Genomic DNA, 24,757 nt, shown 5'->3' on the forward strand with positions numbered 1-24,757 from the left:
TTACGGTTTTCCTCGCAAATCCTCCGCCGATTGCGGCGACATGGTTGGAGGGATCACGCTTGGCCTGGACGGAGGAGTCCGGGGCGCCGCGACAGCGCAGGCCCTCGCTGGTAAACTCGGCGTGCTGCCTCCTCGTGCTTTGACGCAGCCCACAAGAGTCGAGCTGACAAAGCACGCGGCGGCGGCTTGCGCCCTCAATGAGGGGGTCGTCGAATTATTTTTATTGGGTTTCGCGTCTGCAAGAAGGTGGCGTTGTGATTCAAGACGTTCAATCGCGGGCATGGGTTCGGGCGGCTGCAACTTCGGCTGCGGCCGCGGCGGCGTTCCTCGTGAGCGGAGGGCTGGCCGACGCCGGCAACGACTGGGAGGACCATCAGGTCATCGGTCGCAACAAGCTCGACGTGACCGCCACGCTGTTCCGCTTTGACGACGCGGCGGCGGCCCGTGCGGGCTCGCGCGACGATTCCCCGTACGTCAAGCTGCTTAACGGCACGTGGAAGTTCAAATACGTCGGGACGCCGGACGAACGGCCCCGGGATTTCTTCAAGACCGAATTCGACGCGGCGGGGTGGGACGACATTGCGGTCCCCGCGAACTGGGAACGGCAAGGGTTCGGCCAGCCGATCTACACGAACGTCAACTATCCGTTCCACAAGAATCCCCCGTTCATTGCGGGGGACAACGGCAATCCCGTCGGCTCGTATCGGACCACGTTTACGGTTCCCGACGCATGGAAGGGGCGGCGGGTGCTGCTCCACTTCGAGGGGGTCGAGAGCGCGTGCTACGTCTGGGTCAACGGCGTGGAGATCGGCTACTCGCAAGACAGCCGCACCCCGGCGGCGTTCGACGTAACCGACCATGTGAAAGAGGGCGAAAACGTGCTGGCGGTCCAGGTGTTTCGCTGGTGCGACGGGTCGTATCTCGAAGACCAGGACTTCTGGCGGTTGAGCGGAATTTTCCGCGACGTGTTTCTGAAATCGGTCCCGCGCGCCGGGCTGTACGACTTCGAGGTGCAGACCGACTTGGACGAGAACTACGTCGACGCCGAGCTCACGGTGCTGACGACGCTGGAGAACTCGGGCGACAAGCCGACCAAGCTGAGCGTCAGCGGCGTGTTGCTCGACGCCCAAGGGAACCAGGTCGCGGAGTTGGCGGCGCAGGCCGTTGAACTGGCGGCCGGCGAGAAGGGGGGCGCCAAGCTCAGCGTCGCGGTCCCGAATCCGGCCAAGTGGACGGCCGAAACGCCGAACCTGTACCGGTTGCTGCTCGCCGTGAACGACGCCGCGGGCAAGGCGGTCGAGACGGTTCCCGCGAACGTCGGTTTCCGCAAAGTCGAGATCAAGAGCGGTCAATTGTGCGTCAACGGCCGTCCGCTGCGGGTGACCGGCGTGAACCGGCACGAGCACGATCCCGTGACAGGCCACACGATCTCGCTCGAGTCGATGATCGAGGACGTCAAGCTGATGAAGCTCAGCAACATCAACACGGTTCGCTGCAGCCACTATCCCAACGATCCGCGGTGGTACGAGCTGTGCGACGAGTACGGACTGTACGTCGTCGACGAAGCGAACATCGAATCGCACGGCATGGGATACGGCCGCGAGTCGCTGGCCAAGGACCCCTCGTGGGGCAAGGCCCACCTGGCGCGGATGGTCGCGGTCGTCGAGCGCGACAAGAATCACCCCTCGGTGATCGTCTGGTCGCTGGGGAACGAGGCGGGCAACGGGGTGAATTTCTACGAGACCTACAAGTGGACGAAGGAACGCGATCCCTCCCGCCCGGTGCAGTACGAGCAGGCCGGCTTCCACGATTGGAACACCGACATCCGCTGCCCGATGTACGACTCGATCGGGCACATGATCGACTTCGCCCGCCGCAATCCTGATCGGCCGCTCATTCAGTGCGAGTACGAGCACGCGATGGGCAACAGTTGCGGCAACTTCAAGGACTATTGGGACGCGATCGACGCTTGGCCTCACCTGCAGGGGGGATGCGTCTGGGACTGGGTCGACCAGGGGCTCCTGGAGCATGACGACCAGGGCCGGCCGTTCTGGAAGTACGGCGGCGATTACGGCGACAAGCCGAACGACGGCAACTTCTGCTGCAACGGCATGGTGAAGCCCGATCGGTCGCCGAACCCCTCGCTGCTCGAGGCCAAGTACTGCTACCAGCCGATCGCGGTGCGGGCAGGCGATCTGGCCAAGGGGCTGATCGAGATCGAGAACCGCTACGGGTTCCAGACGCTCGACGAGCGGTTCGTCGAATTCCGCTGGCGCGTCGAGACCGACGGCAAGTCGGGCGCCGCAGGAAAGCTCGCCGGGGTGAACGTCCTTCCGGGAGACACGAAGCGGTTTGCGTTGGAGTTGGGCGAGGCTCCGGCCGGCGCAGGCGAGCGGTTTCTGATCGTCGAAGCCCGGCTGAAATCCGACCAGCCGTGGGCCGGAACGGGCCACGTGATCGCGGCCGAGCAACTGGCTTTGCCGTCGGCCGGAGGGGCGCCGATGCCCTCCGCGCAGACCGTCCCCGTGGTCGTCAAGGACAGCGGCGACGTGATCGAACTGCAACAGGGCGCGACGGTCGTCGGCATCGGCAAGACCGACGGCGGGATGAAGTTCTACACGCAGAACGGACGGCCGATGTGGTCCGGCACGTTCGCCCCGAATTTCTGGCGGGCGCCGATCGACAACGACAACGGCAACCAGATGCCTCGGCGGCTGGGGGCGTGGAAGAACGCCGTCAGCGATCCCCATCCCGTGGTCGTCGCTCCGGACGGCGAGGGGGTGAAGGCGGTCCATACGTTGCTGGGAGGAAAGGCCGAGGTCTCGCTCCGCTACAGCCTGACCCCCGCGGGGGACGGCACGATTCGCGTCGAGGCGGAGTTCGTGCCGCATGGCGTGCTGCCCGAGTTGCCGCGGTTCGGCGTGCAAATGACGGGAACGGCTCGGCTGAGCAACGTGACCTACTTCGGCCGCGGGCCGCACGAGAATTACGTCGATCGGCTGGCCTCGGCGTTCGTCTCGCGGTACGAGTCGACTGTCGCCGACATGACGCACGTCTACACGCGCCCGCAAGAAAACGGCAATCGGTGCGACGTTCGGTGGATCGCTTTCACCAACGACGCCGGCCAGGGAGCAATCGTCATCGCCGACGGGGCGCCGCTCAGCGTGAGCGTCTGGCCCTACTCGATGGCCGATCTCGAGAAGGCGCGGCATGTGAACGAGTTGCCCGAGCGCGACGTCATCACGATCAACATCGACGCGGGGCAGATGGGCGTGGCGGGGGACAACTCCTGGGGCGCCCTGCCCCATCCCCAGTACACGCTCCCCCCCGTGCGGCGAAGTTACTCGTTCCTGATGCGGCCGTACAATCCGGGGCTTGGCGAGATCGGCGAAGTCGCGCGCAAGCCGTAACACCCGCGGCGAAGCTCAACTATCGTCGGCGGCAAATGCGCCGCCGACGACTGGGGGGGAGTGAGCGCCGGGCTACGGCTTCTTTTGCGCCGGTTTCTTCACGCTCAGGATCAGCCGTACGGGAGTCCCGAGCTCCGGGACACTGTCGGGGTTCGCCTCGAACAGCAGCCCCTCGGTGCTTTGGCTGCTTTCAATCGGCAAGTCGAGGGTGGCGGTCGAGAAATTCGAGACGCAGATGAAGTCCCCCCCCTCGGCGGTGTAGTACTTCTTGCCCGTTTCCGGATCGGTGTAGAAGCTGCTGCCGGCGAAGACCCAGTCGTAGTTGAGCGGTTGTTTCGTCTTCGTGTCGCGGATCCAGTCCTGGGCCCGAGCTTCCTGGACCTGGCCCTGCTGGTCGAGCCATTGGATGCGGATCTCGATCGTGTCGCCGGTCGGGGGTTGGAACTTCGGCTGCCAGACGACCGGTTTGCCCTGCTTGGCGCCGATGCTCACCAGCGCCGCGTGGACCGTCGCCGCGCTCGACTTGACCGCGACGACCGCCTCGTGCTCCTTGGTCCCCTTGAGACACGCGAACATCTCCAGATACCCTTCGCGGAGCGAGACGTATCCATCGACGTAGACGAGCTTCTGCTTCGAGTCGACCCACACTTCGTCCGGCTGCGGGAGCTTCTTGGCGCCGACCGGGGGGGCGAACTTCGGAACGTTCCGCTCCGGGGGGGCCGCGCCGTCGGCCTCGTCCTCCAGGGGCCCGATCTCGATCTTGCGGAACTCGACCTCGGTCCCCTCGGCCTGCAGCGCGAGGCGGCCCTGGGTTGCGGTGCACTCGGCGCCGTCGTTCACCAGATCGCCGTTGATCCACACCCGAATCGCGTCGTCGAGGCACTCGACGACCATCTGGTTCCACTCGCCGAGCGGCTTTTCGGAGTCGTCGGTCAGATTGCGGATGCGTCGGCTCTTGTCCCCGTCGACCCCCCAGGTCTCGCGCGGACCGCGCCGTTCGACCATGTTCGGCACGACGATGTCCTCGCAAATGCACCAGAAATCGCCGGCCTCGCCGGACTGCATCTGCACTTCGATCGACTGCGGGAACATGTCGTACAGCGCTCTCGGCTTCGAGGCGTGCACCAGCACCCCGCAATTGCCCCCCTTGCCGGTGAAGCGGTACTCGACGACCAGCCGGTAATCTCGGTACGTCTTGTCGGTGACGAGGTGGCCCCCCGGAGTGCCGAGGCTGACCAGCAAGCCGTCTCTCACCGCAAACGGTTTGCGAGCGGCGGGATTCTTGTCGAGTTCAGGGCAATCGATGCTCCACCCGGTCAAATCGCGACCGTTGAACAGCGAGCGGGACTTGTCGGGCGAGATCGCTTTCTCCGCAGCGAAAGCGACCGGGACGACCGACGACAGGCCCGCCAGCATCACGACGGCGGCCAGGGAGCGAAGATTCATCAGAATAAGCCTCGTGCCAGTGGAGACGATCCCGTGGAGGTGACCCAGTGGAGAAGAAGTCGATCGCTCGGGAGTAAGAGGCCCAGCGGCGTCAATTCTCGCGCGATTCGCACGTCGGTGCAACCGCCGTCTCCGGGGGGGCGTGATACCATTTGCCAAATTGATGGGTGCCTGTTGATGGGTGTCTGGGGTCGAACGAAGTGAGCCCCCAGCGGATTCTCTGGGGGCTTCGCTGCGCTGCGACCCCAGCCACCCATAAGTTTGGCAAATGGGATCACGACCCTCCGGGAGTCAGGCAAGTCGCCGGCGGCGGACGCGGCGCCCATCGGCCCCTGTCGCGGGGGGCGGTCGGCGCCGTACAATGCCCCCGCAAAACGCGTGCGAGGATCGCTGCTTGGGGCGATCCTCGCGCCGCGTTCGCCCGTTGGGCTTGCCTTCGCGCGGAGCGGACTCCGCGTTCTCACTGCACCTGGACGGACTATGGCCGCGACCCTCGAAACGAACAAGAAAGCTAAGAAAGCTGCGATCAGTGCGGATGCTCCCCTGGCGGAACAAGCGACCCGCACCGCGTTCTGGACTGCTGACGCGCCGAGCAAGGTTCGCAACGGAGACGCCGCTGCGTTTCTGGCCTATCTTGCGGGACGCAAGCGGCCCGTGTCCGTGGCGACGCTGTGCCGAGCGGCGGACACGCCGCTGGCGTGGGGACTTGCGGTCGTCGAGTTCCCTGCGGCGACGCAGGAACTGATCGCCCTGGCTGGACTGAACGTCGGCCCCGCCGGCAAGGGATCGCTCAAGCCCAAGACGCAGCGACGGCTGGCCGATGCGTTGGCGACCTGGCTCGATTGGTCGGGCGAAGCTGCAGCACGGGGCGATCTCGGGTTCGCCGTCGCGTCGCTCGCCGCGGCTCATTTGCTTCCGCTCGCGGCGGCGGCGACGCCGCCGGCCCAGTGGTGGAGCTGTCTCGATGCGCTGGCGCGGCAGGCGGCGTCAGCCGGGGACGAGCCGCTGGCGACGACCGCCGCGGCGTCCATGCTCGCGCAGCAGTTGCTGGCGATTGAACTCCCGGTGACGCTCGCCTACTTGTTCCCCGAAATCGCCGTCGCGACCGACTTGCGCCGACGTGCTGCCGACCGGCTGGCCGAGGCGACCGAAGAACTGCTCAACGGCGAAGGCCTGCCGCATGCCGCGACCATCGGCGGATTGCTTCCGCTGGTCGCCTGCTGGACCCGATTGGCCGCGACGGGGTCGGCGATGAAGAAATCCCCCTGGACCAAACGGGCCGCAAATCAATATGGTTGGCTCGTGCGGCAGGCGGTGCGATGGTCGACGCCCGGCGGCCGGTCGCTGCTGAGCGATCCCGCGACGAGCGGGTGGTCGGCCGATTTCCTGCAGGCCGCGCTGCGGCTGGGGGGAGACCGGGGCGACGCGGCCGCGGCCGAAGAGACCTGGGGCCGGGGCTGGGTCGGCAAGCTCGCCGGCGCCGGCAAGACGCACGAAACGCCCGATCCCAGCGACAGTTGCGAGTGGTCCCAGCTGTCGCTGTTGCGGACCGGCTGGTCCTCGAAAGACGCCAGCGTGGCCGTCGATTCTTCGGGCGCCCACTTGCGGCTCGAAGCGATCGTCGGCAAGCAGCAGGTGTTCTGCGGCCAGTGGCGGGTCGAGTTGGCCGTCGATGGCCAGTCGATCCCCGTGACCGGCACGTGGGAGGAAACGTGTTGGTTCAGCGACGCCGACGTCGATTTCCTGGAACTGTCGCTGGAACTGGGGCAAGGGCGGCGGATCGACCGCCAGATCATGCTCGCACGCGAGCAGCGGTTCCTGTGGCTGGCTGATTACTTCGTCGCCCCCGCCGGCGAACTGCGTTACGCCGGCAGCCTGTCGCTCGGGCCGAACGTGCGGTGGGAACCCGAGCGCGAAACCCGCGACGGCCTGCTTGGCAGCAGCGACGCGAAGTATCGCGTGCTGCCGGTGGCGCTGGCCGAGTGGCGCACCGATCCCCGCGGCGGCGAACTGACGGGCGACGCGGAGACGTTGCGTTGGTCCGCGACGCGAACAGGCACGACCGCGACGGCGCCCCTGGTGATCGATCTTCACCCGGCTCGGTCGCTGAAGCCGTGCACTTGGCGACAGCTCACGGTGGCCGAGCTTCTGGAGATCAAGTCGCCCGACGACGCCGTCGCCTTCCGCGCCCAAAGCGGCAAAGACCAGTGGCTGTTCTACCGCTCGAACGGCCCGCGCGGCAATCGCACCTTCATGGGACAGAACACCTCGTCGGAGTTCGTCGCCGGCCGTTTCTGCCCGGAGTCCGGCTTGCTCGACGAGTTGGTGGAGATCGAGGGCTAGGCGCGCCCTCGCCTGACATGACGTGCGACCCGCGAGCGATCATCGCCGACAACATCGCGCAGCTTCGCGACGAGATCGCCCAGGCGGCGACGGATGCGGGCCGCAAGCCGGGCGACGTGCGACTCGTGGCAGTCAGCAAGTACGTCGATGCAGCGACGACGGCGCTGGTTCTGGCGGCCGGGTGCGCGGACCTCGGCGAGAGCCGTCCGCAACAACTGTGGGACAAGGCTGCCGACCCCGCGCTGGCCGGCGCGAGGTGGCATCTTGTGGGGCATTTGCAGCGGAACAAGCTGCGCCGCACGCTCGCGCTCGGGGCGCTGCTTCACGGCGTGGACAGCGAGCGCTTGCTGGCGGCGCTCGAAGAGGAAGCGGCCGCACAGGGGATCACGGCGCAAGCCTTGCTGCAAGTCAATTGCTCGGGCGAGGCCGCCAAGAGCGGATTCGCGCCCGAGGAGCTGTCGCGGGCGCTTGAGTTTGCGGCGACCTTGGCGCACGTCGACATTCGCGGGCTCATGACCATGGCCGCTCACGACGGCAACCTCGTCACGGCCCGGCGGAACTTCGCGGCGCTGCGCGAGCTGCGCGATCGCGAGCAAGCTTGCTTGCCGGCGGGGATTTCGCTCGCGGAACTGTCGATGGGGATGAGCGACGACTTCCCCGCCGCGATCGCCGAAGGGGCGACGCTGGTTCGCGTCGGTTCGCGGCTGTTTCAAGGATTGTCGTGAGCGTCGCCCTGCAAGCCGTCGCCGAGGGGGTCGTCGTGCCGGTGCGCGTAAGGCCCGGCTCGAGTCGCGAAGGGTTGGCCGGAGTCCACGACGGCGCCCTGCGGGTGCATGTCCACGCCCCGCCCGAAGGGGGCAAGGCGAACAAATCGGTCGTCGCCGTGCTGGCGAAGGCGTTCGGGCTCGCCAAGGGGGACGTCGAAATCCTCGCCGGAGCGACAAGCTCGCAGAAACGGGTCCTGCTGCGCGGCGCCACGCTGGAAATCTGCAGGAACCGCATCGGCGAATTGACGGGCGACGGCCGATAGCGTCCGGCCCGCCCTGTGCGATTTCGAGCGCAGGGGCGTTTCTCTGCGAGCGAGGCGCGTGAGCCCCCTCTTGCGCCGTGTCGCAACAATGTTCAGACCGGGCCTCAGGCGCCCCGATCGCCCGACAGTCGCGATTGCCGGCCGTTTTTCGCTCGCCTATGATGAGAGCGACGCCCCGCGTCGTCCCGCCGCTTGCTCCCCTCCGTCGCCCGCCCTGGCTCCCTCCTCATGAAAGCCCTGACCGAGAAGCTCGTTCACTACGGCGTGCTCGTGGTGCTGACGATCGTGTCGGGCTGGGTCATGTGGAAGCTCAGCGCCCGGGGCCAAGAGCAAGCGGGGGCGGGCAAGTTGCCGATTCGCCCGCTGGCGGCGTCGGCGACCCCCAAGGCGCTGGTGACCGTCCTGCCCATGACGCCCCGCATGTGCGAGGTGACCGAGACCTTCGCCGGCGTCGTGCGCCCGTGGGAGAGGTTCTCGGTGGGGTTCGAAGTCGGGGGCCGCGTGCTGACGCTCGGAACCGACGCTGGCGGCGCTCCGCTCGACGAAGGGGACCGCGTCGAAGCGGGGCAGGCCCTTGCCGTTCTCGATGACCGTGTCCTCCGGGCCCAACGGGCCGAGGCGATGGCCCGCATCGAGTTGGCGACGACCGAGCTCGAACGACTGCAGGACGCTCGCCGTCGCAATCCTGGCGCCGTGAGCGAGACGGTCCTGCAAACCGCCGTCACCGATCGCACGCTTGCCGAAGCGCAGCTCGAGATGGCGACCAAGAATCTTGAGGACGCGACGCTGCGCAGTCCCGTCGTCGCGACCATCTCGCGCCGATTGGTCAACCCGGGCGAGTCGGTCTCCCCGAATCAGATCGTTTTCGAGCTGCTCCAAAACGAGGAAATGCTGCTCGTCGTGAGCGTCCCCGAGTCCCGCATTCGCGAACTGCAGCAGCGGCAGGTGGCGGTCGAGAAGAACCGTCGCGCCGCGGCGCTGACGGCGGCGTCTGCGACCGGGCGAGCCGCGGACGCTCGCAACGAGGACGCGGTGTTTCGGGCCCATGTGCGACTCGAAGGGCGAGACCAGTTCGGGCGCCCCTGGCCGCAGATCGACGGCGAGGTCTATCGCATCGCCGAAGCGTCCGATCCGCAAACGACGCTGTTCGCCGTGGAGGTCCGCTTGCCGAACGAGGATCGGTTGCTGAGGCCCGGCATGGTCGGCACGGCCCGGATCGTGGTGGATCGTATTCAGGGATATGAGATCCCGTCGAGCGCGATCCTGTACCGCCAAAATCGCGCATTCGTGTTTGCGGTCGAGTCTCAAAACGCCCCGCTGGAAATGTTGTACTGGTCGCTGGGAACGACTCCGGTCCATTTTGCCCGTCGCGTCGAGCTGCCGCATTGGTCGGATCAAGGTTCGGTCGTCGTGGCGCCGACCGAGTCGACGTCGCTGTCCAACGTGATCACCCGCGGCCAGTTTCGTCTGTCGGACGGCCAAGCGGTGCGAATCGCCAACGAGCTGCCTCCCTTGGAGGAAGGGGTCGCCGAGAGCTCCGTCGAAGTTCGAAGCACGCAGGCCGCAGGGGGCCGGACGTTGTGATTCGTCGCATCGGCCTCGGGAACCCCTCTCGGCAGAGGGAGCGGGCGTCAAGGAATCTCCGGCATCGACGTTTTTCCGCCGTCGCCGTTCGCTTCTCCCACGCCGTTTCTCTGCCATGAAGATCAGCTCCGCTGCTGTCGATCACCCTCGGGTCGTGACGATCGCCACGATCTTGGTGATGCTGCTTGCGCTCTACGCGGCTTCGTTCACCCCGGTGCAACGGACGCCGGCGATCACCAAAGCGGTCGTGCTGGTGGCGGTCCCCTACCCCGACGCTCAGCCGACCGAATCGGAGAACGAGGTCGCTCGCAAGATCGAGGAAGCGCTCGAGTCGCTGCAGAGCGTCGACTTCATCGCCTCGACGAGCATGCGGGGGGCGTCGGTCACCCAGGTGATCTTTCTCGACGGGGTCGACCCCGACCACGCCAAGCGCGAGGTGAAAGACCTCGTTGACAAGATCCGCAACCAGTTGCCGCTCGGGCGCGAGGTGCAGCCCGAGGTGACGAAGATCGATTTCGAGAACGCCCCGCTGATGCTGGTCACGCTGCAGGGGCCGCCGGGATTCGACGAGCGGGCGCTCAAGCAGATCGCCGAAGAAGTCGAGGAGCAGATCGCCTCGCAGGTCGACGGCGTGGCGAGCACGCAGCTCTTCGGCGGCAAGGAGCGCGAGCTGCACGTCAACGTGAACCCCTATCTGCTGGCCGAGTACGGGCTCACGTTCGATCAGGTTCGCCAGGCGCTGCAGGACTTCAACGCCAAGATCCCCGCGGGGGCGCTCGACACGGGGACCTACGACGCCACGCTGCGCAACGAGGCGAAATTCCGCGGGCTCGACGACGTCCGCGAGGCGATCGTCGCCAGCATCGACGGCAAGGCGATCCGCGTCCGCGACGTCGCGACCGTCCTCGACGCCGACCGACGCGCCAAGAACTACTCGCAACTCAACGGCCGGACCTGCGCGACGATCATCGTCTACAAGGAATCGGACATCAACACGCTGGGCGCCGCCCGGGCGACAAAGGCCCTCGTCGAGGACCTGCGGCGGCAGTATCCCGACATCGAGTTCTCGACCTCGCGCGACGCCTCCGAAGAGATCTGGATCATGTTCCGCGTGCTTGGGTCGAGTGCGCTGTTCGGGGCCCTGTTGGTGTTGGTGATCCTGGCGTGGTCGATGGGCTTGCGGATCTCGCTCTTGGTGCTCATCGCCATCCCCTTCAGCTCGGCGGTGGGGCTGGTGTTTTTGTACTTTGCCGGGATTCCCGTGTCCAACATGGTCGTGTTCAGCTTCATCCTCGTGTTGGGGATGGTCGTCGACGGGGCGATAATCGTCGCGGAGAACATCCATCGGCATATCGAGCGGGGCGAAGACCCGGTCACGGCGGCGAAGACGGGCATCGAGGAGGTCGGCTTGCCGGTCCTGGCGGCCGACCTGACCACCGTCGCGGCGTTCCTGCCGATGCTGATCGTGCCGGGGATTATGGGCGACTTCATGGGCGTCATGCCCAAGGTGGTCAGCGTGGCGCTGTTGGGGTCTGTGCTCGTCGACCACTTCGTGATCCCCGCGTTGGCCGCCAAATGGTACAAGCAGCGGAAGCCGCATGCCGACGAGTCGGCCGTGTTCGCCGCCGTAGCCGCCGGAACAGCCGACCCCGTGGCGGCGCGCGTGCGGCCGAACCTCGGCCCCGGCACTCGTTTCTACGCGGTCGTGCTGCGGTGGTCGCTCGACAATCGGGCGGCGGTCGTCATGATGTCGCTGCTGGCCCTGGTGGGCGCCGGGGCGCTGTTCGGCAGGCTGGGGTTCGTGTTCTTTCCCCCCAGCGATCGCGGGCAGTTCATCATCAAGTACGAACTGCCCCTGGGGTACAGCATCGAGCAGACCCTCGCCGCAGCCGAGGTCGTCGCCGAGCCCCTTCGCAAATGGGAACGCCGCGGCGTGCTGCGGCAGTACGTCACCGCGGTCGGCTCGTCGGGAGGCCTGTCGATGCGCGTCGACGACGACGCGGCCACCGGCCCCGAGTTCGGCGAGATTATGGTCGATCTGCTTTCGCCGCTCGACCGCATGGTGCACGAGCAGGAGGTCATCGCCGACCTGCGCCGCAGCATCGAGCCCTGGCCCGGGATGAAGCTGTCGATCAAGGAGATTGAGGACGGCCCTCCCGGGGGCGCCGACGTCGCGGTCCGCTTCACAGGCAAAGATCTCGACCAACTGGGCCGGATCGGGAAATTCGTCGCGGCCCGAATCGCCAAGGTCCGGGGCACGGTCGATGCGACGACCGACTATCGCGACGACAACCCCGAGATCGTCGTCAAGCCCAAGTCCGAGATCCTGGGACTGTACGGCGTCAACGGCGCCCAGGTGGCCCGGGCCGTGCAGATGGCGATCGCCGGCGACTCGCAGATTGAGCTTCCCCTGGACGACGAGGACGTGACGCTGCGACTGCAACTCGATCCGAAGTATCAATCCGACCTCAAGGCCCTCGAAGGGCTCATGCTGACCGGTCCCGACGGCAAGCGGACCACCCTCGGCGAGTTGGTGTCGTTCGAGCGCGGCGCCGGGCTGTTCAGCATCAACCGTTACGATCGCAATCGGGCCGTGACGGCCAAGTGCGACGTCGTCGAGCCGACGCTTCCCGACGACGTGTTCAAGGTGCTGCGCGAGGAAGTGCTGCCGCAGTTGGGATTCCGCTCCAGCGAGTCCGACCCCGCGGCGTTTTACGGCACGCCGACCACGCCCAGCGAAGGGATCCTCGCCGAATTCACCGGCGAGAACGAGGAACGCGACAAGAACTTCCGCATCCTCACCTACAGCATGGCGATCGGCGCCGCACTGATCTTCGGGATCCTCGTGGCCCAGTTCAACAGCTTCCGGCAAAGCGCGATCGTCATGGCGGCAGTGCCGCTGAGCTTTATCGGCGTCGTGCTGGGGATGTGGGCGCTGGGATACCCGTTCAGTCTGGCCACGTTCATCGGGCTGGTGAGCCTCACCGGCATCGTGGTCAACGACGCGATCGTGCTGGTCGACTTCACGAATCAGGCCCGTCGGCGCGGGCTGCCGACGCGCGAAGCGCTCTTGGAAGCGGGGATCAACCGCCTGCGCCCCGTGCTGTTGACCACCGTGACGACGATCGGCGGGCTCCTGCCGCTGCTGTTGAACATCTCCGGCGGGGCCGAATTCTGGCAGCCTCTCACCGCCGCGATCGTCTTCGGCCTGGCCTTCGCGACCGTTCTGACGCTGGTGGTCATCCCGGTCTGTTACAGCTTGAGCTATGGGTGGAGCGACCGCCGCCGCTTGCGTCGATTCTCCGCCCCGAACAGCATCCCTGGCGTCATCGGTCGATAAGTCGCTTCAGTTCCTCCCACGGTCGCGTGTTGGCGACGTCGGCGGCGGCGAGGCCGGCTCGGCGAGCTTGGAGGACGCCGTAGCGCAGCACGTCGAACCCCTCGGTGCTGTGGGCGTCGCTGGAGATGACGATCGACACGCCGCGCCGCTTGGCGGCGGCCGCGTGGACGTCGTCGAGATCGAGCCGGGCGGGATTCGCGTTGAGCTCCAGAAACTTGCCGTGCTGCGCCGCCGCGGCGATCATCGCTTCGACGTCGACCGCATACGCCTCGCGACGGTTGATGAGCCGGCCGGTCGGATGGGCGATGACGTCGACGTGCGGATGGGCGAGCGCACCGAGGATCCGCTCGGTGATCTGCGCACGCGGTTGGTTCTGGCCGTAGTGGACGCTGGCGACGACCCAGTCGGCCTCGGCCAGCACGTCGTCGGGAAGGTCCATGCCCCCCTTCTCGAGGATGTCGCACTCGATCCCTTTGAGGACGGTGAAGTCGTCCAGATCGGCGTTGATCCGATCGATCTCGGCCCATTGGCGCCGCAGCCGGTCGGCGTCGAGGCCGCGGGCCATCGTCACCCGCTTCGAGTGGTCGGTGACGGCGATGTACTCCAGACCCCGCCGGCGGGCCTCGGCGATCATCTCGTCGAGCGTGGCCGCGCCGTCGGTCGCCGTCGTGTGAAGGTGCAGATCGCCTCGCAGGTCGGCAAGCTCGACGAGTGCGGGCAGTTCGCCTGCCTCGGCCCAGCGAAACTCTTGCCGCGCCTCGCGCAGCTCCGGCGGAAAACAGGGGAGATCGAGCGCGGCGTAAACCTCCGCCTCGGTTCGCCCGGCGACGTACTCGCCGCTCTGCGGTCCGGCGTCTTTCGCGTCGGGGTCGGCGTCAGGATCGACTCGAAAAACGCCCCACTCGTTGACCCTCAGCCCGCGGGCCTTGGCCCGTCCGCGGAGCTCGACGTTGTGGTCCTTCGATCCCGTGAAGTACTGCAACGCGGCGCCGAACGACCGCGCGGGAACGACCCGCAGGTCGACCTGCAGGCCGCTGGCCAACCGGACCGACATCTTCGTGTCGCCGCGGGCGATCGCCTCGGCGACGCTGGGATACTCGCCCAGCCGGTCCATCACGGGGGCCGCGTCGTCGGCGTCGACGAGGAAGTCGAGATCTCCCACCGTCTCCTTGCCGCGACGGTAGCTGCCGGCCGCTTCGAGCTGCCGCACCCCCGGGACGACCTCCAAGTGGGACCGCAGGTCGGCGACAATCGCGTCGGCGTCGGCCCAGCGAGTGCGCTGGTCGGCGGTCGCGGCCAAGTCGATCCCTTTGAGGATCGTCGTTTGGGTCTTTTCGCCGAACCCTTTGAGCTGGCTCACCTGATCCGCTTCGCACGCGGCGCGAAGCATTTCCAGCGAAGCGATGCCAAGCTGTTCGTGCAGAGCCGCCGCCTTCTTGGGACCCAGCCCCGGCACGCGCAGCAGGGCCATCACCCCGGCGGGAATCGCGGCCTGCAGTTCGGCAAGCATCGGCAGGCTGCCGGTCGCCAGCAACGTTTCAATTTTCTCAGCGAGATCCTTGCCGATGCCGTCGATGTCGGTGAGCGACCGCACGGGGTCCTCGGCGATCTCCGCGAGCGGCTCGGCGTGGTCGCCGACCTTGCGGGCCGCGGTGCGATAGGCCCGGACGCGAAACGGGTTGGCTCCCTGGAACTCGAGCAGGTCGGCCACTTGATCAAATACGACGGCGATCTCGCGATTGGTCATAACCGCGAGTTTAGCAAGGTCGGCGGAGCGGGGAAGGACGAAGGCCGAAGGGCGACGCTCGTAAACTGTCGAGGTCCGACCGGGTTCTCCGCGTCACCCATTCCTTCTCACCAAGGCAAAAAAAAGCCCCGGCCGCGCGGGGCGGCCAGGGCTCTGGGTCGTGTCGGAAAGTTGCCGGCGGTTGCCGCTAATCAGGCTTAATGCCAGAGGTCTGAATTCAGCTCGGCCGAGGTCCGCTCGCGCGATTGCACTTCGGTCGCAGCGGCCGACGTGCTCACTTGGTCCTGGCGTGCGGGCCGCTGATAGACCGCGTTCCACACGTCGACGCTCGGCCGGCTTGCCGTGCGGTCGTTCGCCGGTTTCAGCAGCGACGGATAGTGGCTCGCCGCGGCGTCCTCTTCTTCGACCGGCGCCGGATCGGCCGGCGGCGTTTGCGGGCGGTTCACGTCGTACTGCGGACTGGCCGGGGTCGGCTCGATCCGCGGTTGCGGAGTTTGCTCGCCGACGTACGGTCCGCTGCTGACGTTGCCGCCGCCGTAGTACGGCGTGCCGCTTCCCGCCGCGCACGAGGCGCACCCGCCGGACGGGGCCGCGTATTGGTCGGCGTAAACGGCCTGCGTCACGCCCCCCGAACATGCGTCGCACGTGCTGCCGCACGCCGAGCAGGCTGAACAGCCGCCGTCGGCCACGACCGGCGCCATCGCCACGACGGGCCGCAGCATCGCCGGGGCGTAGTACGACGTCCGCTGCAGCGGAGCGTACGCGGTGACGTACGGAGCGTACGCAGCCGTGTAGGCGTAGCTGGCGGTGTACGGCGTGTACGCCGTTGCCGCGGGGGCGTAGGCGGCCGTGTAGCTCGTCGGGGCGTAGGACGCCACGTACGGCGTGTAGCTCGACGTGTACGCTGCCGGGGCGTAAGCCGCGGTATAGGTCGGCGTCGCGTTGCGAGTCCAACGTCGCACTCGCATCTGGTCGAACAGCTTGCCCGGATACCAGCCGGTGTACGGCTCGTACGTGACGGTCGGAGCGTAGCCGACGGTCACGGGGGCGACGGCGACCGGCGTCGCGCACGTATCGCACTGGGCCTGGGCAGGGATCGCGCCCAAGGCCAGCGTCAAAGCGGCGACGGCCGCACGCAGCGAGCGGACCAACAGTCGGTTCATCGTCAGGGTCTTTCGTTCGATAAGGGGTCGGCCGGCGCCGAGCGTTCGGTCGCCGTACAGTTCACATTTACACTGCCGGGGCCCGGCGAGGCAACTGTTTCCCCCGCGCGGCGCGGCATTTGGCGATGAATTTGCCCTGGGACGACTTTGCGTCCTGGGAAAAGGGGAGCGGTCGCTGCTGTCGGCGCCGGCGTCGCGGAAACGATCCGTCGTCGCGGCCCCGACCGTCACGACCTCTGGGCAAATTTAGCCCACGATCCGCGACCGGGAGCCGTGTTGCCGCGATTCCACGCCGGGGACGGGGCGTGTTGCGAAATCGCCACGCGCACCGCCCGCAACGCAGGCAAGGTCGCGCCGGGCGTTGCGGATCCGCCCGGCATGAGAGATACGAACGGAACGACCAACCCGTTCGTTCGCTGCGCAAGCGGCGAGCAAGAATTCGCCGTTGCTGGCGCCGGACAGTCGGCGCAGCGCGCACCCCGGACAAAGTCGACCGCGACGGCACGAGAGGCTGCTGCTCGTCGTGCCGTCGCGGTTTCATGCGTACGTGCGCAGAGCGCCGTCCTGCGAGGCGACGCGAAAAGAATAGGCGCCTCGGCGCGACTCCCGATCAGCGCGGCGAGCGGTTCTTGCGCTGCGGCCGGGGGAAACCGATCGCTTCGAGCGCCTTGTAAACTTCTTCGAGCGTCTTCTCGCCGAAGTTCGAGATGCTCAACAGGTCCTGCCGAGTGCAATGCAGCAGGTCGTTGACGGTGAAGATGCCTCGCTCTTCGAGGCAGTTGGTCGTTCTGACCGCCAAGCCGATTTCGGCGGTGCTCATTTCCAGGCGATCCTTGAGACCCTGATTCGCCAATTCAATCTTGTTCAGCGGAATCCGCGACATGTGGGAATCCCTCCCCGGTGGTGAAGAATGGAGCAATCAACGCGGCGCGACCCCGATCGCACAAGCGGCGACTTCTTGGCCAGCGTCCCGCTACGCTCCAGAAGTCGCAATCCCAGCGACGGCGTCAATTGCGGCGAAATATACCAAACAGGGGGCGGGGAGAAGCAAACAATTTCCCGAAAGCGGGGCAGAATTTTCCGCTTGCGAGCCCCCTGTCGGGCGTGCGGGCCTCGCCGCAAAGGACGCCGCGGAGGCACGGCGTCGTCGTTCGAATGTGATGCCAGTTTGCCAAATTGATGGGCGCCTGGGGTCGAACGAAGTGAGCCCCCAGCGAATCCCTTGGGGGTTCCGCTGCGCTGCGCCCCCAGGCGCCCTCCCAAGGACGCAAATGGGTGTCCCTATCCGTCGCTTGCCAGCATTGGCGCTCCCCGCCGCGAAGGCATAGGATGCAGGACTCCGCTCTCGCCCTCTCCCTTCCCCCTTGGCCCCCCTCGCATGGATCCGCTTCTCGCTCCCCTGAACGACGCCCAGCGCGAGGCCGTGACCCATGTCGACGGGCCGATGCTCGTCCTCGCCGGGCCGGGCAGCGGCAAGACGCGGGTCGTCACCCACCGCATCGCCCACCTCCTCCGCTCCGGAGTGCCCGCCTCCCAAATCCTCGCCCTCACGTTCACCAACAAGGCGGCCGAGGAGATGCACCAGCGGGTCGAGCGACTCGCCCCGGGGCAGCGAGTGTGGGTCAGCACCTTTCACCGCTTCGGCGCCCGGCTGCTGCGGCAATACGGCGATTACGTGGGGCTGGCCCCCAACTTCACGATCTACGACACGGACGACGCCCGCGCGACCCTCAAGCGGGTCATCGAGGCGGCGAAGATTCGCATCGCGCACTACACCCCCGATCGAATCGCCGGGGCGATCAGCGCCGCAAAGAATCAACTGATCACGGCCGACAAATACGAGCCGCGCGTGGGGAGCGCCATCTCTCACGTCGTCGCCGAGGCGTACCCCGCCTACCAAAAGCGGCTGCTGGCGAGCGCGGCAGTCGATTTCGACGACCTGCTCCTCCACGTCGCGACGCTGCTCTACGAGAACGCCGACGTCCGCGCCGTCCTCGACGAGCGCTACCGCTACGTGCTGGTCGACGAGTACCAAGACACGAACCGCGCCCAGTACGTCATGCTGCGGGCGTTGTCGATGGACTACCCCAATCTGGCGGTCACGGGCGACCCCGATCAGTCGATCTACGGCTGGCGCGGCGCCGACATCAACAACATCCTGCAATTCGAACGCGACTACTCGCAAGTGAAAGTCGTGCGGCTCGAACAGAATTATCGCAGCACGAAGGCCGTGCTGCGGGTCGCCGACGAGCTCATCCGCCGCAACGTCAAACGCAAACCCAAGCGGCTGTTCACCGAGAACGACGAAGGGCGCCCGGTGCGCCTCGCCCGCTACGCCCATCAGGACGACGAAGCGGCGGGCATCGCCGTGACCATCGCCCGCCAGATCGCCGCCGGGCGCCGGGCCCGCGACTTCGCGATTTTTTACCGCATCAACGCGTTGTCCCGCTCCCTCGAACGGGCCTTGCGCTTGGCGAACGTCCCCTATCACATGATCCGCGGGCTCGAGTTCTACCAGCGCAAGGAGATCAAGGACGTGCTGGCCTACTGCCAGCTCGTCAACAACCCCCGCGACGATCAGGCCGTCCTGCGGGTGATCAACTCCCCCCCGCGCGGCATCGGCCGCAAGACAATACAGCTCGTGAGCGAGCACGCGTACGTCCACGGGATTCCGCTCTTGGACGCGGCTCGCGAGGCGGCGCAGATCGAGGGGCTCGCCCCCCGCGGGGCCAAGAGCGTCCTCGCCTTCGTCAAACTCGCCGACAAGCTCGGATCGCTCGCCGCGGCCGACGTCGAGGAGATCCTCGGCACGATCCTGGCCGAGACCGACTACCGCGCCCAGTACCGCGACAGCGAATCGGAAGAGGATCTCAACCGGCTGGCGAACATCGAAGAACTGCTGACCGACGCCCGCCAGTTCGACGAAGCCCAGCCCGGCGGCGGGCAACTCGAGCAGTACCTCGAAAACGCCTGGCTGGTCAACGAAACCGACGCCTGGGACGACCAGCGCGACGCGGTCACCCTGATGACGCTCCACGCCGCCAAGGGACTCGAATTCCCCGTCGTGTTCATGATCGCCGTCGAGCAGGGGCTGCTGCCCCACGAACGCAGCACGAATCAACCCGAGCAGCTTGAGGAGGAACGCCGCCTCGCCTTCGTCGGCATCACCCGCGCCCGCGAGGAACTGCAGCTCAGCTACGCCGTCCACCGCGACTTCCGCGGCCAGCGCCGCCGGACCGTCCCCAGCGAATTCCTGCTCGAGATGCCCCGCGACGAGATGGAGATGCCCAACTTCATCGACGACGTCGGCCTGGATCACGACGAGTTCGGCGCCCACGGCGACGCCTGGGACCATGCCGACGACCACGGCGACGTCTCGTTCGACGTCGAGCAGTTCGCGTCCGGCGCGCCGCCGGTTGCGCCCGCCGCGGGGTCCGCCGGATTGCGCGTCGCCGCCGCCCAGGTGACCACGGCCGCCCGGCTCGCCGGCGCCGCGGAGTCCGCCCCCCCGCGCTGCTCGCCCGAGGACTTCGCCCAGGGGATGACGGTGATCCACCCCGACCACGGCCCGGGCAAAATCACCGCCCTCTCGGGCAGCGGCAAGAACCGCCGCGCCACGGTCCAATTCGCCAAAGCCGGCGAACGCCGTTTCATCCTCGCCCACAGCCCCTTGCGCCCCGCGGGGCGATAGGCCGCCGCCTCGCACAGCACGGGGTGAACGGCATCACCTAACGTGGCTCGACTCCGCTTCGAGGGCAGGCCGCACAGGAAACTGCTCGCCACGCAGGCGTGGCGGTCCGACGCAGTTTCGGCCAGTGCCGAAGTGACGCAGGACACGCCCTCCTTGCAGCTTGGTTTGGGCAAGAAACTGCTCCGTTGTGGCATTTCCGCAGGCGTAGTGCGTGGGCTTCTCATTCGCAGATGAGCACTGCCAGGGCGATACGTACGGCGAGACCGGTCCTTACTCAAATCGAGTCGAACCATGACTGTTGACCGGCCGGCCGCGGTCGAACCGAATCCAACGTGCCATGAGCTGCGCGCGGCTATTGACGCGAAAATGGCGATAAATCGCTTTGACGTACTGGTTGACGGTTTGCGTCTTGAGGTTAAGCCGCTGAGCAATCTGCTTTTCGGCGTTGCCTTCGAGGAGGCCCTCGAGGACTTGTCGGAGCCGCGGCGAGAGCTGCATCGCCGACGGCTCATGGGCGGCGGCCAACTGGCGTCCCACCATCGGCGCCAATTCCCCGTGCAGCGTCGCCAAAAACAGCTTATCCCGACCGGCGAACCTGCGTTCGCCCAGAGAACGCATGATCATCAGGCCGCAGAAGTGGTCCGGGCCGAGGGCAATTCGTTGTAGTGAAAGCAGGATGTGATCGAGTTCCGAGCGACGGACGTAATCGCAAAATTGGACCGAGTTGTACCACTGGTCATCCGTGAACACGTCGTCGCGGCCTACGACAAGCGATCGGGCAATCGGCCCAGGGAACGGCAACAGCGCCGCGGGCGAATTCTGTTGGGATTGAAACTCCATCCACTCGAACATGGCTTGACGCTGGGCGTCGTTTTCCCAGCCCATGTCGACGGTGGATAGGGGAATGAATTGCTGGCGCGCCATGCCGGTCGCTTCGCCGCCAGCGCCCACGCGCGCGCCCAATCGTGCGCAGAGCTGCGTGAGTAGATGGAGCCGCCAAGCGTGCGGATCGGCCCCCAGGTCGCGACACTCGCCGATCAACCGGAACATGGACCGGTAGTCGCTGGCTCGCAGGTGGGCCGTTTCGCTCATGGAAAATAGCCGCGGGAGAAGAGAAGAACGTGCCGGCTTGGGGACACCCCTCGCATTTACGAGTATCGCAAAAGCAGCGACGGAATCAATAATTTCAGGTGCTGTCCCGCATTTTGAAGGGAAAGTTCATGACGTTCCACACCGCTGGAAATACGCTTGCCGGCTTGACGCCTGCATGGTTGCTGCGTTGTCGCTGTTGTCGTGACGGGCGGTTGCAGCGGCGGTCGCCTTGAGTTGGCTGGCCTTCGGCGGCACGCCAACCTTGATCCCGAACCGGGCGGGTTTGCATGAGTGAAATTGTGAACTTACGAAGAATCATTGCCGTCGTCTATCTCTCGATTCTTGTGGCCTCGCTGGCGCATGCGCAGTCGTACGATTTCATTCGTCTCGATGATTCGTCGCTTCTGCCCGACGCGGGGAATGAGCTTGGCTGGAGTACTTCCCAGCCGCCGGCTATCAACGCGTCGGGGGACGTCGCGTTTGCGATGTCTACCCTAGGTAATCGTTGGGCTGTGTTCCGCTCTGATGGAAGCGCGGTCACCACGATTTCCGACACCAACTCATCTCCTTACGTCACTTTCGGACCGACCGTATCCATCAACGATGCGGGGATCGTAGCGATGCCCGCTCGACTCACCGCGGATCTCCTCGTGGTCGCCGGCAGCGGCGGGCCGCTAACTACGATCGCGCAAACTCAAGAGGATGGGACGACGCCGACTACCAACACGCGTGTGTCGATCAACAATGCCGGATTGGTGGCCTACAGTAATGCCTATCGCGACGATCAAGGCGTTCCTAGAACAGGACTTAATGTTGGGAGCGGCGGACCGTTGACAACGGTGGTCGATGAGAGTCACCCGACATATTCCTTTTTTTTTCCTTCGTCACCAATGCTGGATGACGCGGGCCGGGTCCTGTTTTTTTCCAACTATCGGACGGGCGACCCCATTAACCCTACTGCTTCAGGGATTTTCCTGGCCGAAAATGGCTCCGTTACAGAGCTTTCCGAAGGCCCCGGTCGGTTCTCGCTAAACAACGCCGGGCAAATTGCTTACAGCCCGTCAATTGCTCGGCTGCCTGAAGAGATTCTTCTCAAGTCGGCAGGCGGCCTCGGCACTGTGCTCAGCTCGTCACTGGGTATCAATCTAGAATCGGAGCTGTCGCTAAATGACCACGGTCGTGTGGCGTTCGTGGGCGATGATGCTGGAGGAACGCGGCGGCTGTACTTGGGCTCAAGCGGAACGACGCCGGACGCGATCCTGTCGGCCGGCACGGTTCTTGACGGAAATGTGATCTCTAACATCCGCTTGAGCACAGAGTCGCTCAACAACAGCGGCCAAATCGCCGCCCAGATCTTCTTCGAAGGTGGAACGTCGATGCACTATCGACTCGACCCCGTATTCCGCTGGGCCAATGCTGTGGACGGCGTTTTCGCGGATGGAACGAAATGGGCGGCAGGCGTCGTGCCGAACACGGCCGATACGGCGACGTTTGACCAATCCGGCATGTACACCGTCACGCTCGACGCCGACACGACGGTGGGTGAGACGCGCGTCCTAACTGGCGACATGACGCTCGACCTCAACGGTGCCGCCTTCAATGGCGGCAAACTGACGATCGGTCAGCCCGGAAGTCCAGTCAAATTTACGATTTCGGGAGGCGAGGATATCTCCGTTAGCGTCGCGAGTGCATCGGTTCCAGAGGACGCGGATCCACAATTTCAGCCGCAGCACAGCACTGGCAGCGCCAATAGCGCGGTGTTTCCCGGCTTTCCTGTGATCGTCCCCCACGGTAGCGAATTCAGAATCGACAACTCGGCAGATATCCAATTCAGCCACTACGTTTGGATCGAAGGTACGGGCGAAGTGACGGGCCAGGCCACCCTCTTCGCGGATGCGATGGTGATCGGCGACGGCGAAACAGCACGATTCACGGTGTCGTACGAAGGCCATCTCGACGCAAATCGACTCACTCTCGGTGATGACCAAAACTTCTTGCTAAGTGGCGGAAGTGGCACGCTGGTGATCACCAACGACGGCCGGGCGACCTTGGATGACGTGTTGGTCGGCGATGGCGGCGACGGTACGATCGAAATCCTGTTGGGCGGGAAATTAACGGCCAATAAGATCGCGATGGCCGACAATCTCGGCTCCAATGCTCGCATCGTTGTCGACGGGTACTCGGGAAACCCAGCCGCCAATGAAAGTCGCTCGACGCTCACGACTTCCAATTGGAACATTGGAAAACTCGGCGAGGCGGACGTCCTCGTCACCAACGGCGGCGTGCTGACCGTTGATCCGAACGAAGGAGCCAAGTGGACAATTCATCCCGATGGCTCACTTTCCCTGGCCAACCTCGAACCTGCGCTGGGTGGATTTCCTTCTGCCATTTGGGTTCCCGAGAACGCCGCGTTGGAAATTCAGGTGGGCGATCGGCACGTCCTCGGCAGCGACATTGCACTAATGGTCGTTTCGGACGGAGCAGTTGCCGCGACAACCGCCGTGATTGTGGGGCCGCATCTGCCGGCCGCGCCGGGCAGGGCCCCGGAGAAAGCCTCTGGCCAGCTCACGGTTCTGGGGCTTCCTGCCTTGGGCTTCGAGACTCCAGGTCGGCTCGAAATCCATCAAGAATTAGTGGTCGGCGAGAACGGGATCGTGGACGTGCTCGACGGCGGCGGAATCTTCGTGGGTCCCAGTGAACGTATACTCGAGGAGATCCTCCGCGGGACCGATGTGAGAGACCACGTTTACGTGCTCGACGGCGGCCGTCTCGCCGTCGCGGGCACGATCAACGTCGCCAACGGAATCGTTCACCGGCGCGGCTCCGTCGTTTGCCTCTCCGGTTGTGATTTGGAGACCGGCAGCTCTCCCGGCGCCGGCACGATCAACGCTGATCTTGTTGTCGAACCCGGGGGCCGGTGGATTGTCGAGATCGCCGGACTTGCGCCGGATACGGAGCACGACCAACTGATCGTGGGCGGCGACGTGACGATTGACGGCACGATAGTGCTGAAGTTTCTCGACGGCTTCGCCCCGCAACAGGGGCAGCAGTTCGAGTTCCTCAATGTCGGCGGGAACGCCGATCTGAGCGGCGCCTCTTTCGAGATTCACAATCTTGCACCGGGATTCATCTACGAAATCACTCCGAGCGCAAGCGGATTCATGCTTACCGCCCTCAACGACGGCGTATTTGTGCCTGAACCTGCGACCGTCGCCCTGCTCCTTTCGGGATTATTCTCAATGGGCTCAGGTCGACGCGCGGCAATGTCATAGACTCATAAGGCTCTCAACTCGTACCGCATATCGATGCTTTTTGGCACGCGGCAAAGGCGCGAGACGCAAGAGTTGTTGCGCGCCCATGTCGAACCGCCCTGAGCGATCTGAAAGGCCCGTAAACCTGCCCAGGCCGTGAACGCTGGCGCAGCTCATGGCGATGGGCAGTCAGCGGCGTATCGCGGGGCGCCAAAGCCGGCGAACGCCGTTTCATCCTCGCCCACAGCCCCTTGCGCCCCGCGGGGCGATAGGCCGCCGCATCGCCGACGTGCGGACCGCCGACTTCTTCACGCTCCTCGCCAGCGCCGTTCGCAACAACCTCGACGTCTGGGCCGGTTTCCACAACATCCTCGACCGCCTGCTGGCCGGCGAGACCGATTGCGAATCGCGCCGCCCCGGCGCCTGGCGCCGCGCCCGCCCCGAGGCGATCCGCAGCTCATTGCCGCCCCGTGCACTCCGTGCCACTGTGGCGAAATCCCCGGGCTCGCTCGCCCGCCACTGCAGCTTGGCCTTCAGCCAGCCGCTGCGGGGAAGACGGCCCGCGCCCACGGACGCGCCGCAATTGTCACATTTGTTTTCGCAATAACAGATGCGCCGCTCGCGACCGATCGGTTACCGTGAAGGGGGACTCGGAACGGG

At 65.8% G+C, this 24,757-nt stretch carries 14 protein-coding genes; 9 read left to right on the forward strand and 5 right to left on the reverse strand.

Features of this window, described 5'->3' with window-relative positions:
* Nucleotides 1-254: 254 nt before the first annotated feature.
* Nucleotides 255-3,410 (forward strand): DUF4981 domain-containing protein, encoded by a 3,156-nt coding sequence (locus KF688_14955; protein ID MBX3426974.1) that lies wholly within the window; start codon nucleotides 255-257, stop codon nucleotides 3,408-3,410.
* A gap of 72 nt (nucleotides 3,411-3,482) precedes the next feature.
* On the opposite strand, the gene KF688_14960 is transcribed toward KF688_14955, so the two are convergent.
* Nucleotides 3,483-4,856: a DUF1080 domain-containing protein gene (locus KF688_14960; GenBank protein ID MBX3426975.1), complete on the reverse strand. Its 1,374-nt coding sequence runs from the start codon at nucleotides 4,854-4,856 to the stop codon at nucleotides 3,483-3,485.
* 480 nt (nucleotides 4,857-5,336) lie between these two features.
* Between KF688_14960 and KF688_14965 the strand changes: the two genes are divergently transcribed.
* The 5 genes from KF688_14965 (at nucleotide 5,337) to KF688_14985 (ending at nucleotide 13,153) form a co-directional block, all read left to right on the forward strand.
* Complete coding sequence (locus KF688_14965; GenBank protein ID MBX3426976.1) at nucleotides 5,337-7,199, forward strand: hypothetical protein; 1,863 nt, start codon at nucleotides 5,337-5,339, stop codon at nucleotides 7,197-7,199.
* A 17-nt stretch (nucleotides 7,200-7,216) separates the two neighbouring features.
* The gene (locus tag KF688_14970) at nucleotides 7,217-7,924 is read left to right on the forward strand and encodes a YggS family pyridoxal phosphate-dependent enzyme (GenBank protein ID MBX3426977.1); all 708 of its coding nucleotides are present in this window, start codon (nucleotides 7,217-7,219) and stop codon (nucleotides 7,922-7,924) included.
* A gap of 8 nt (nucleotides 7,925-7,932) precedes the next feature.
* Nucleotides 7,933-8,229, forward strand: a complete 297-nt coding sequence (locus tag KF688_14975) for a YggU family protein (protein ID MBX3426978.1) — start codon at nucleotides 7,933-7,935, stop codon at nucleotides 8,227-8,229.
* A gap of 228 nt (nucleotides 8,230-8,457) precedes the next feature.
* Entirely contained in the window at nucleotides 8,458-9,813 is a 1,356-nt protein-coding gene (locus tag KF688_14980; protein ID MBX3426979.1) for an efflux RND transporter periplasmic adaptor subunit, read from the forward strand.
* A 115-nt stretch (nucleotides 9,814-9,928) separates the two neighbouring features.
* A complete protein-coding gene (locus tag KF688_14985; protein MBX3426980.1) occupies nucleotides 9,929-13,153 on the forward strand; it encodes an efflux RND transporter permease subunit in 3,225 nt (1,074 codons plus the stop codon).
* On the opposite strand, the gene polX is transcribed toward KF688_14985, so the two are convergent.
* The 3 genes from polX to KF688_15000 all read right to left on the reverse strand — a co-directional run bounded on the left by polX (nucleotide 13,140) and on the right by KF688_15000 (nucleotide 16,946).
* On the reverse strand, nucleotides 13,140-14,900 hold the full coding sequence (gene polX / locus KF688_14990) for a DNA polymerase/3'-5' exonuclease PolX (protein MBX3426981.1): 1,761 nt from the start codon (nucleotides 14,898-14,900) through the stop codon (nucleotides 13,140-13,142). The genes KF688_14985 and polX overlap by 14 nt on opposite strands.
* 197 nt (nucleotides 14,901-15,097) lie before the next feature.
* Complete coding sequence (locus KF688_14995; protein MBX3426982.1) at nucleotides 15,098-16,063, reverse strand: hypothetical protein; 966 nt, start codon at nucleotides 16,061-16,063, stop codon at nucleotides 15,098-15,100.
* A gap of 610 nt (nucleotides 16,064-16,673) precedes the next feature.
* Nucleotides 16,674-16,946 carry a DNA-directed RNA polymerase subunit alpha gene (locus KF688_15000; GenBank protein MBX3426983.1) on the reverse strand — a complete coding sequence of 91 codons (273 nt, stop codon included), beginning with the start codon at nucleotides 16,944-16,946 and terminating at the stop codon, nucleotides 16,674-16,676.
* 495 nt (nucleotides 16,947-17,441) lie between these two features.
* Between KF688_15000 and KF688_15005 the strand changes: the two genes are divergently transcribed.
* Nucleotides 17,442-19,754, forward strand: a complete 2,313-nt coding sequence (locus KF688_15005) for a UvrD-helicase domain-containing protein (protein ID MBX3426984.1) — start codon at nucleotides 17,442-17,444, stop codon at nucleotides 19,752-19,754.
* Between the two features lie 270 nt (nucleotides 19,755-20,024).
* On the opposite strand, the gene KF688_15010 is transcribed toward KF688_15005, so the two are convergent.
* On the reverse strand, nucleotides 20,025-20,846 hold the full coding sequence (locus KF688_15010; protein ID MBX3426985.1) for a hypothetical protein: 822 nt from the start codon (nucleotides 20,844-20,846) through the stop codon (nucleotides 20,025-20,027).
* A gap of 287 nt (nucleotides 20,847-21,133) precedes the next feature.
* Between KF688_15010 and KF688_15015 the strand changes: the two genes are divergently transcribed.
* Nucleotides 21,134-24,118, forward strand: coding sequence for a PEP-CTERM sorting domain-containing protein (locus KF688_15015; GenBank protein MBX3426986.1), 2,985 nt, complete (start codon nucleotides 21,134-21,136; stop codon nucleotides 24,116-24,118).
* 268 nt (nucleotides 24,119-24,386) lie between these two features.
* Nucleotides 24,387-24,704, forward strand: coding sequence for a hypothetical protein (locus tag KF688_15020; GenBank protein ID MBX3426987.1), 318 nt, complete (start codon nucleotides 24,387-24,389; stop codon nucleotides 24,702-24,704).
* Nucleotides 24,705-24,757 lie beyond the last annotated feature (53 nt).

The organism is Pirellulales bacterium (assembly GCA_019636345.1).
Classification (GTDB): domain Bacteria; phylum Planctomycetota; class Planctomycetia; order Pirellulales; family Lacipirellulaceae.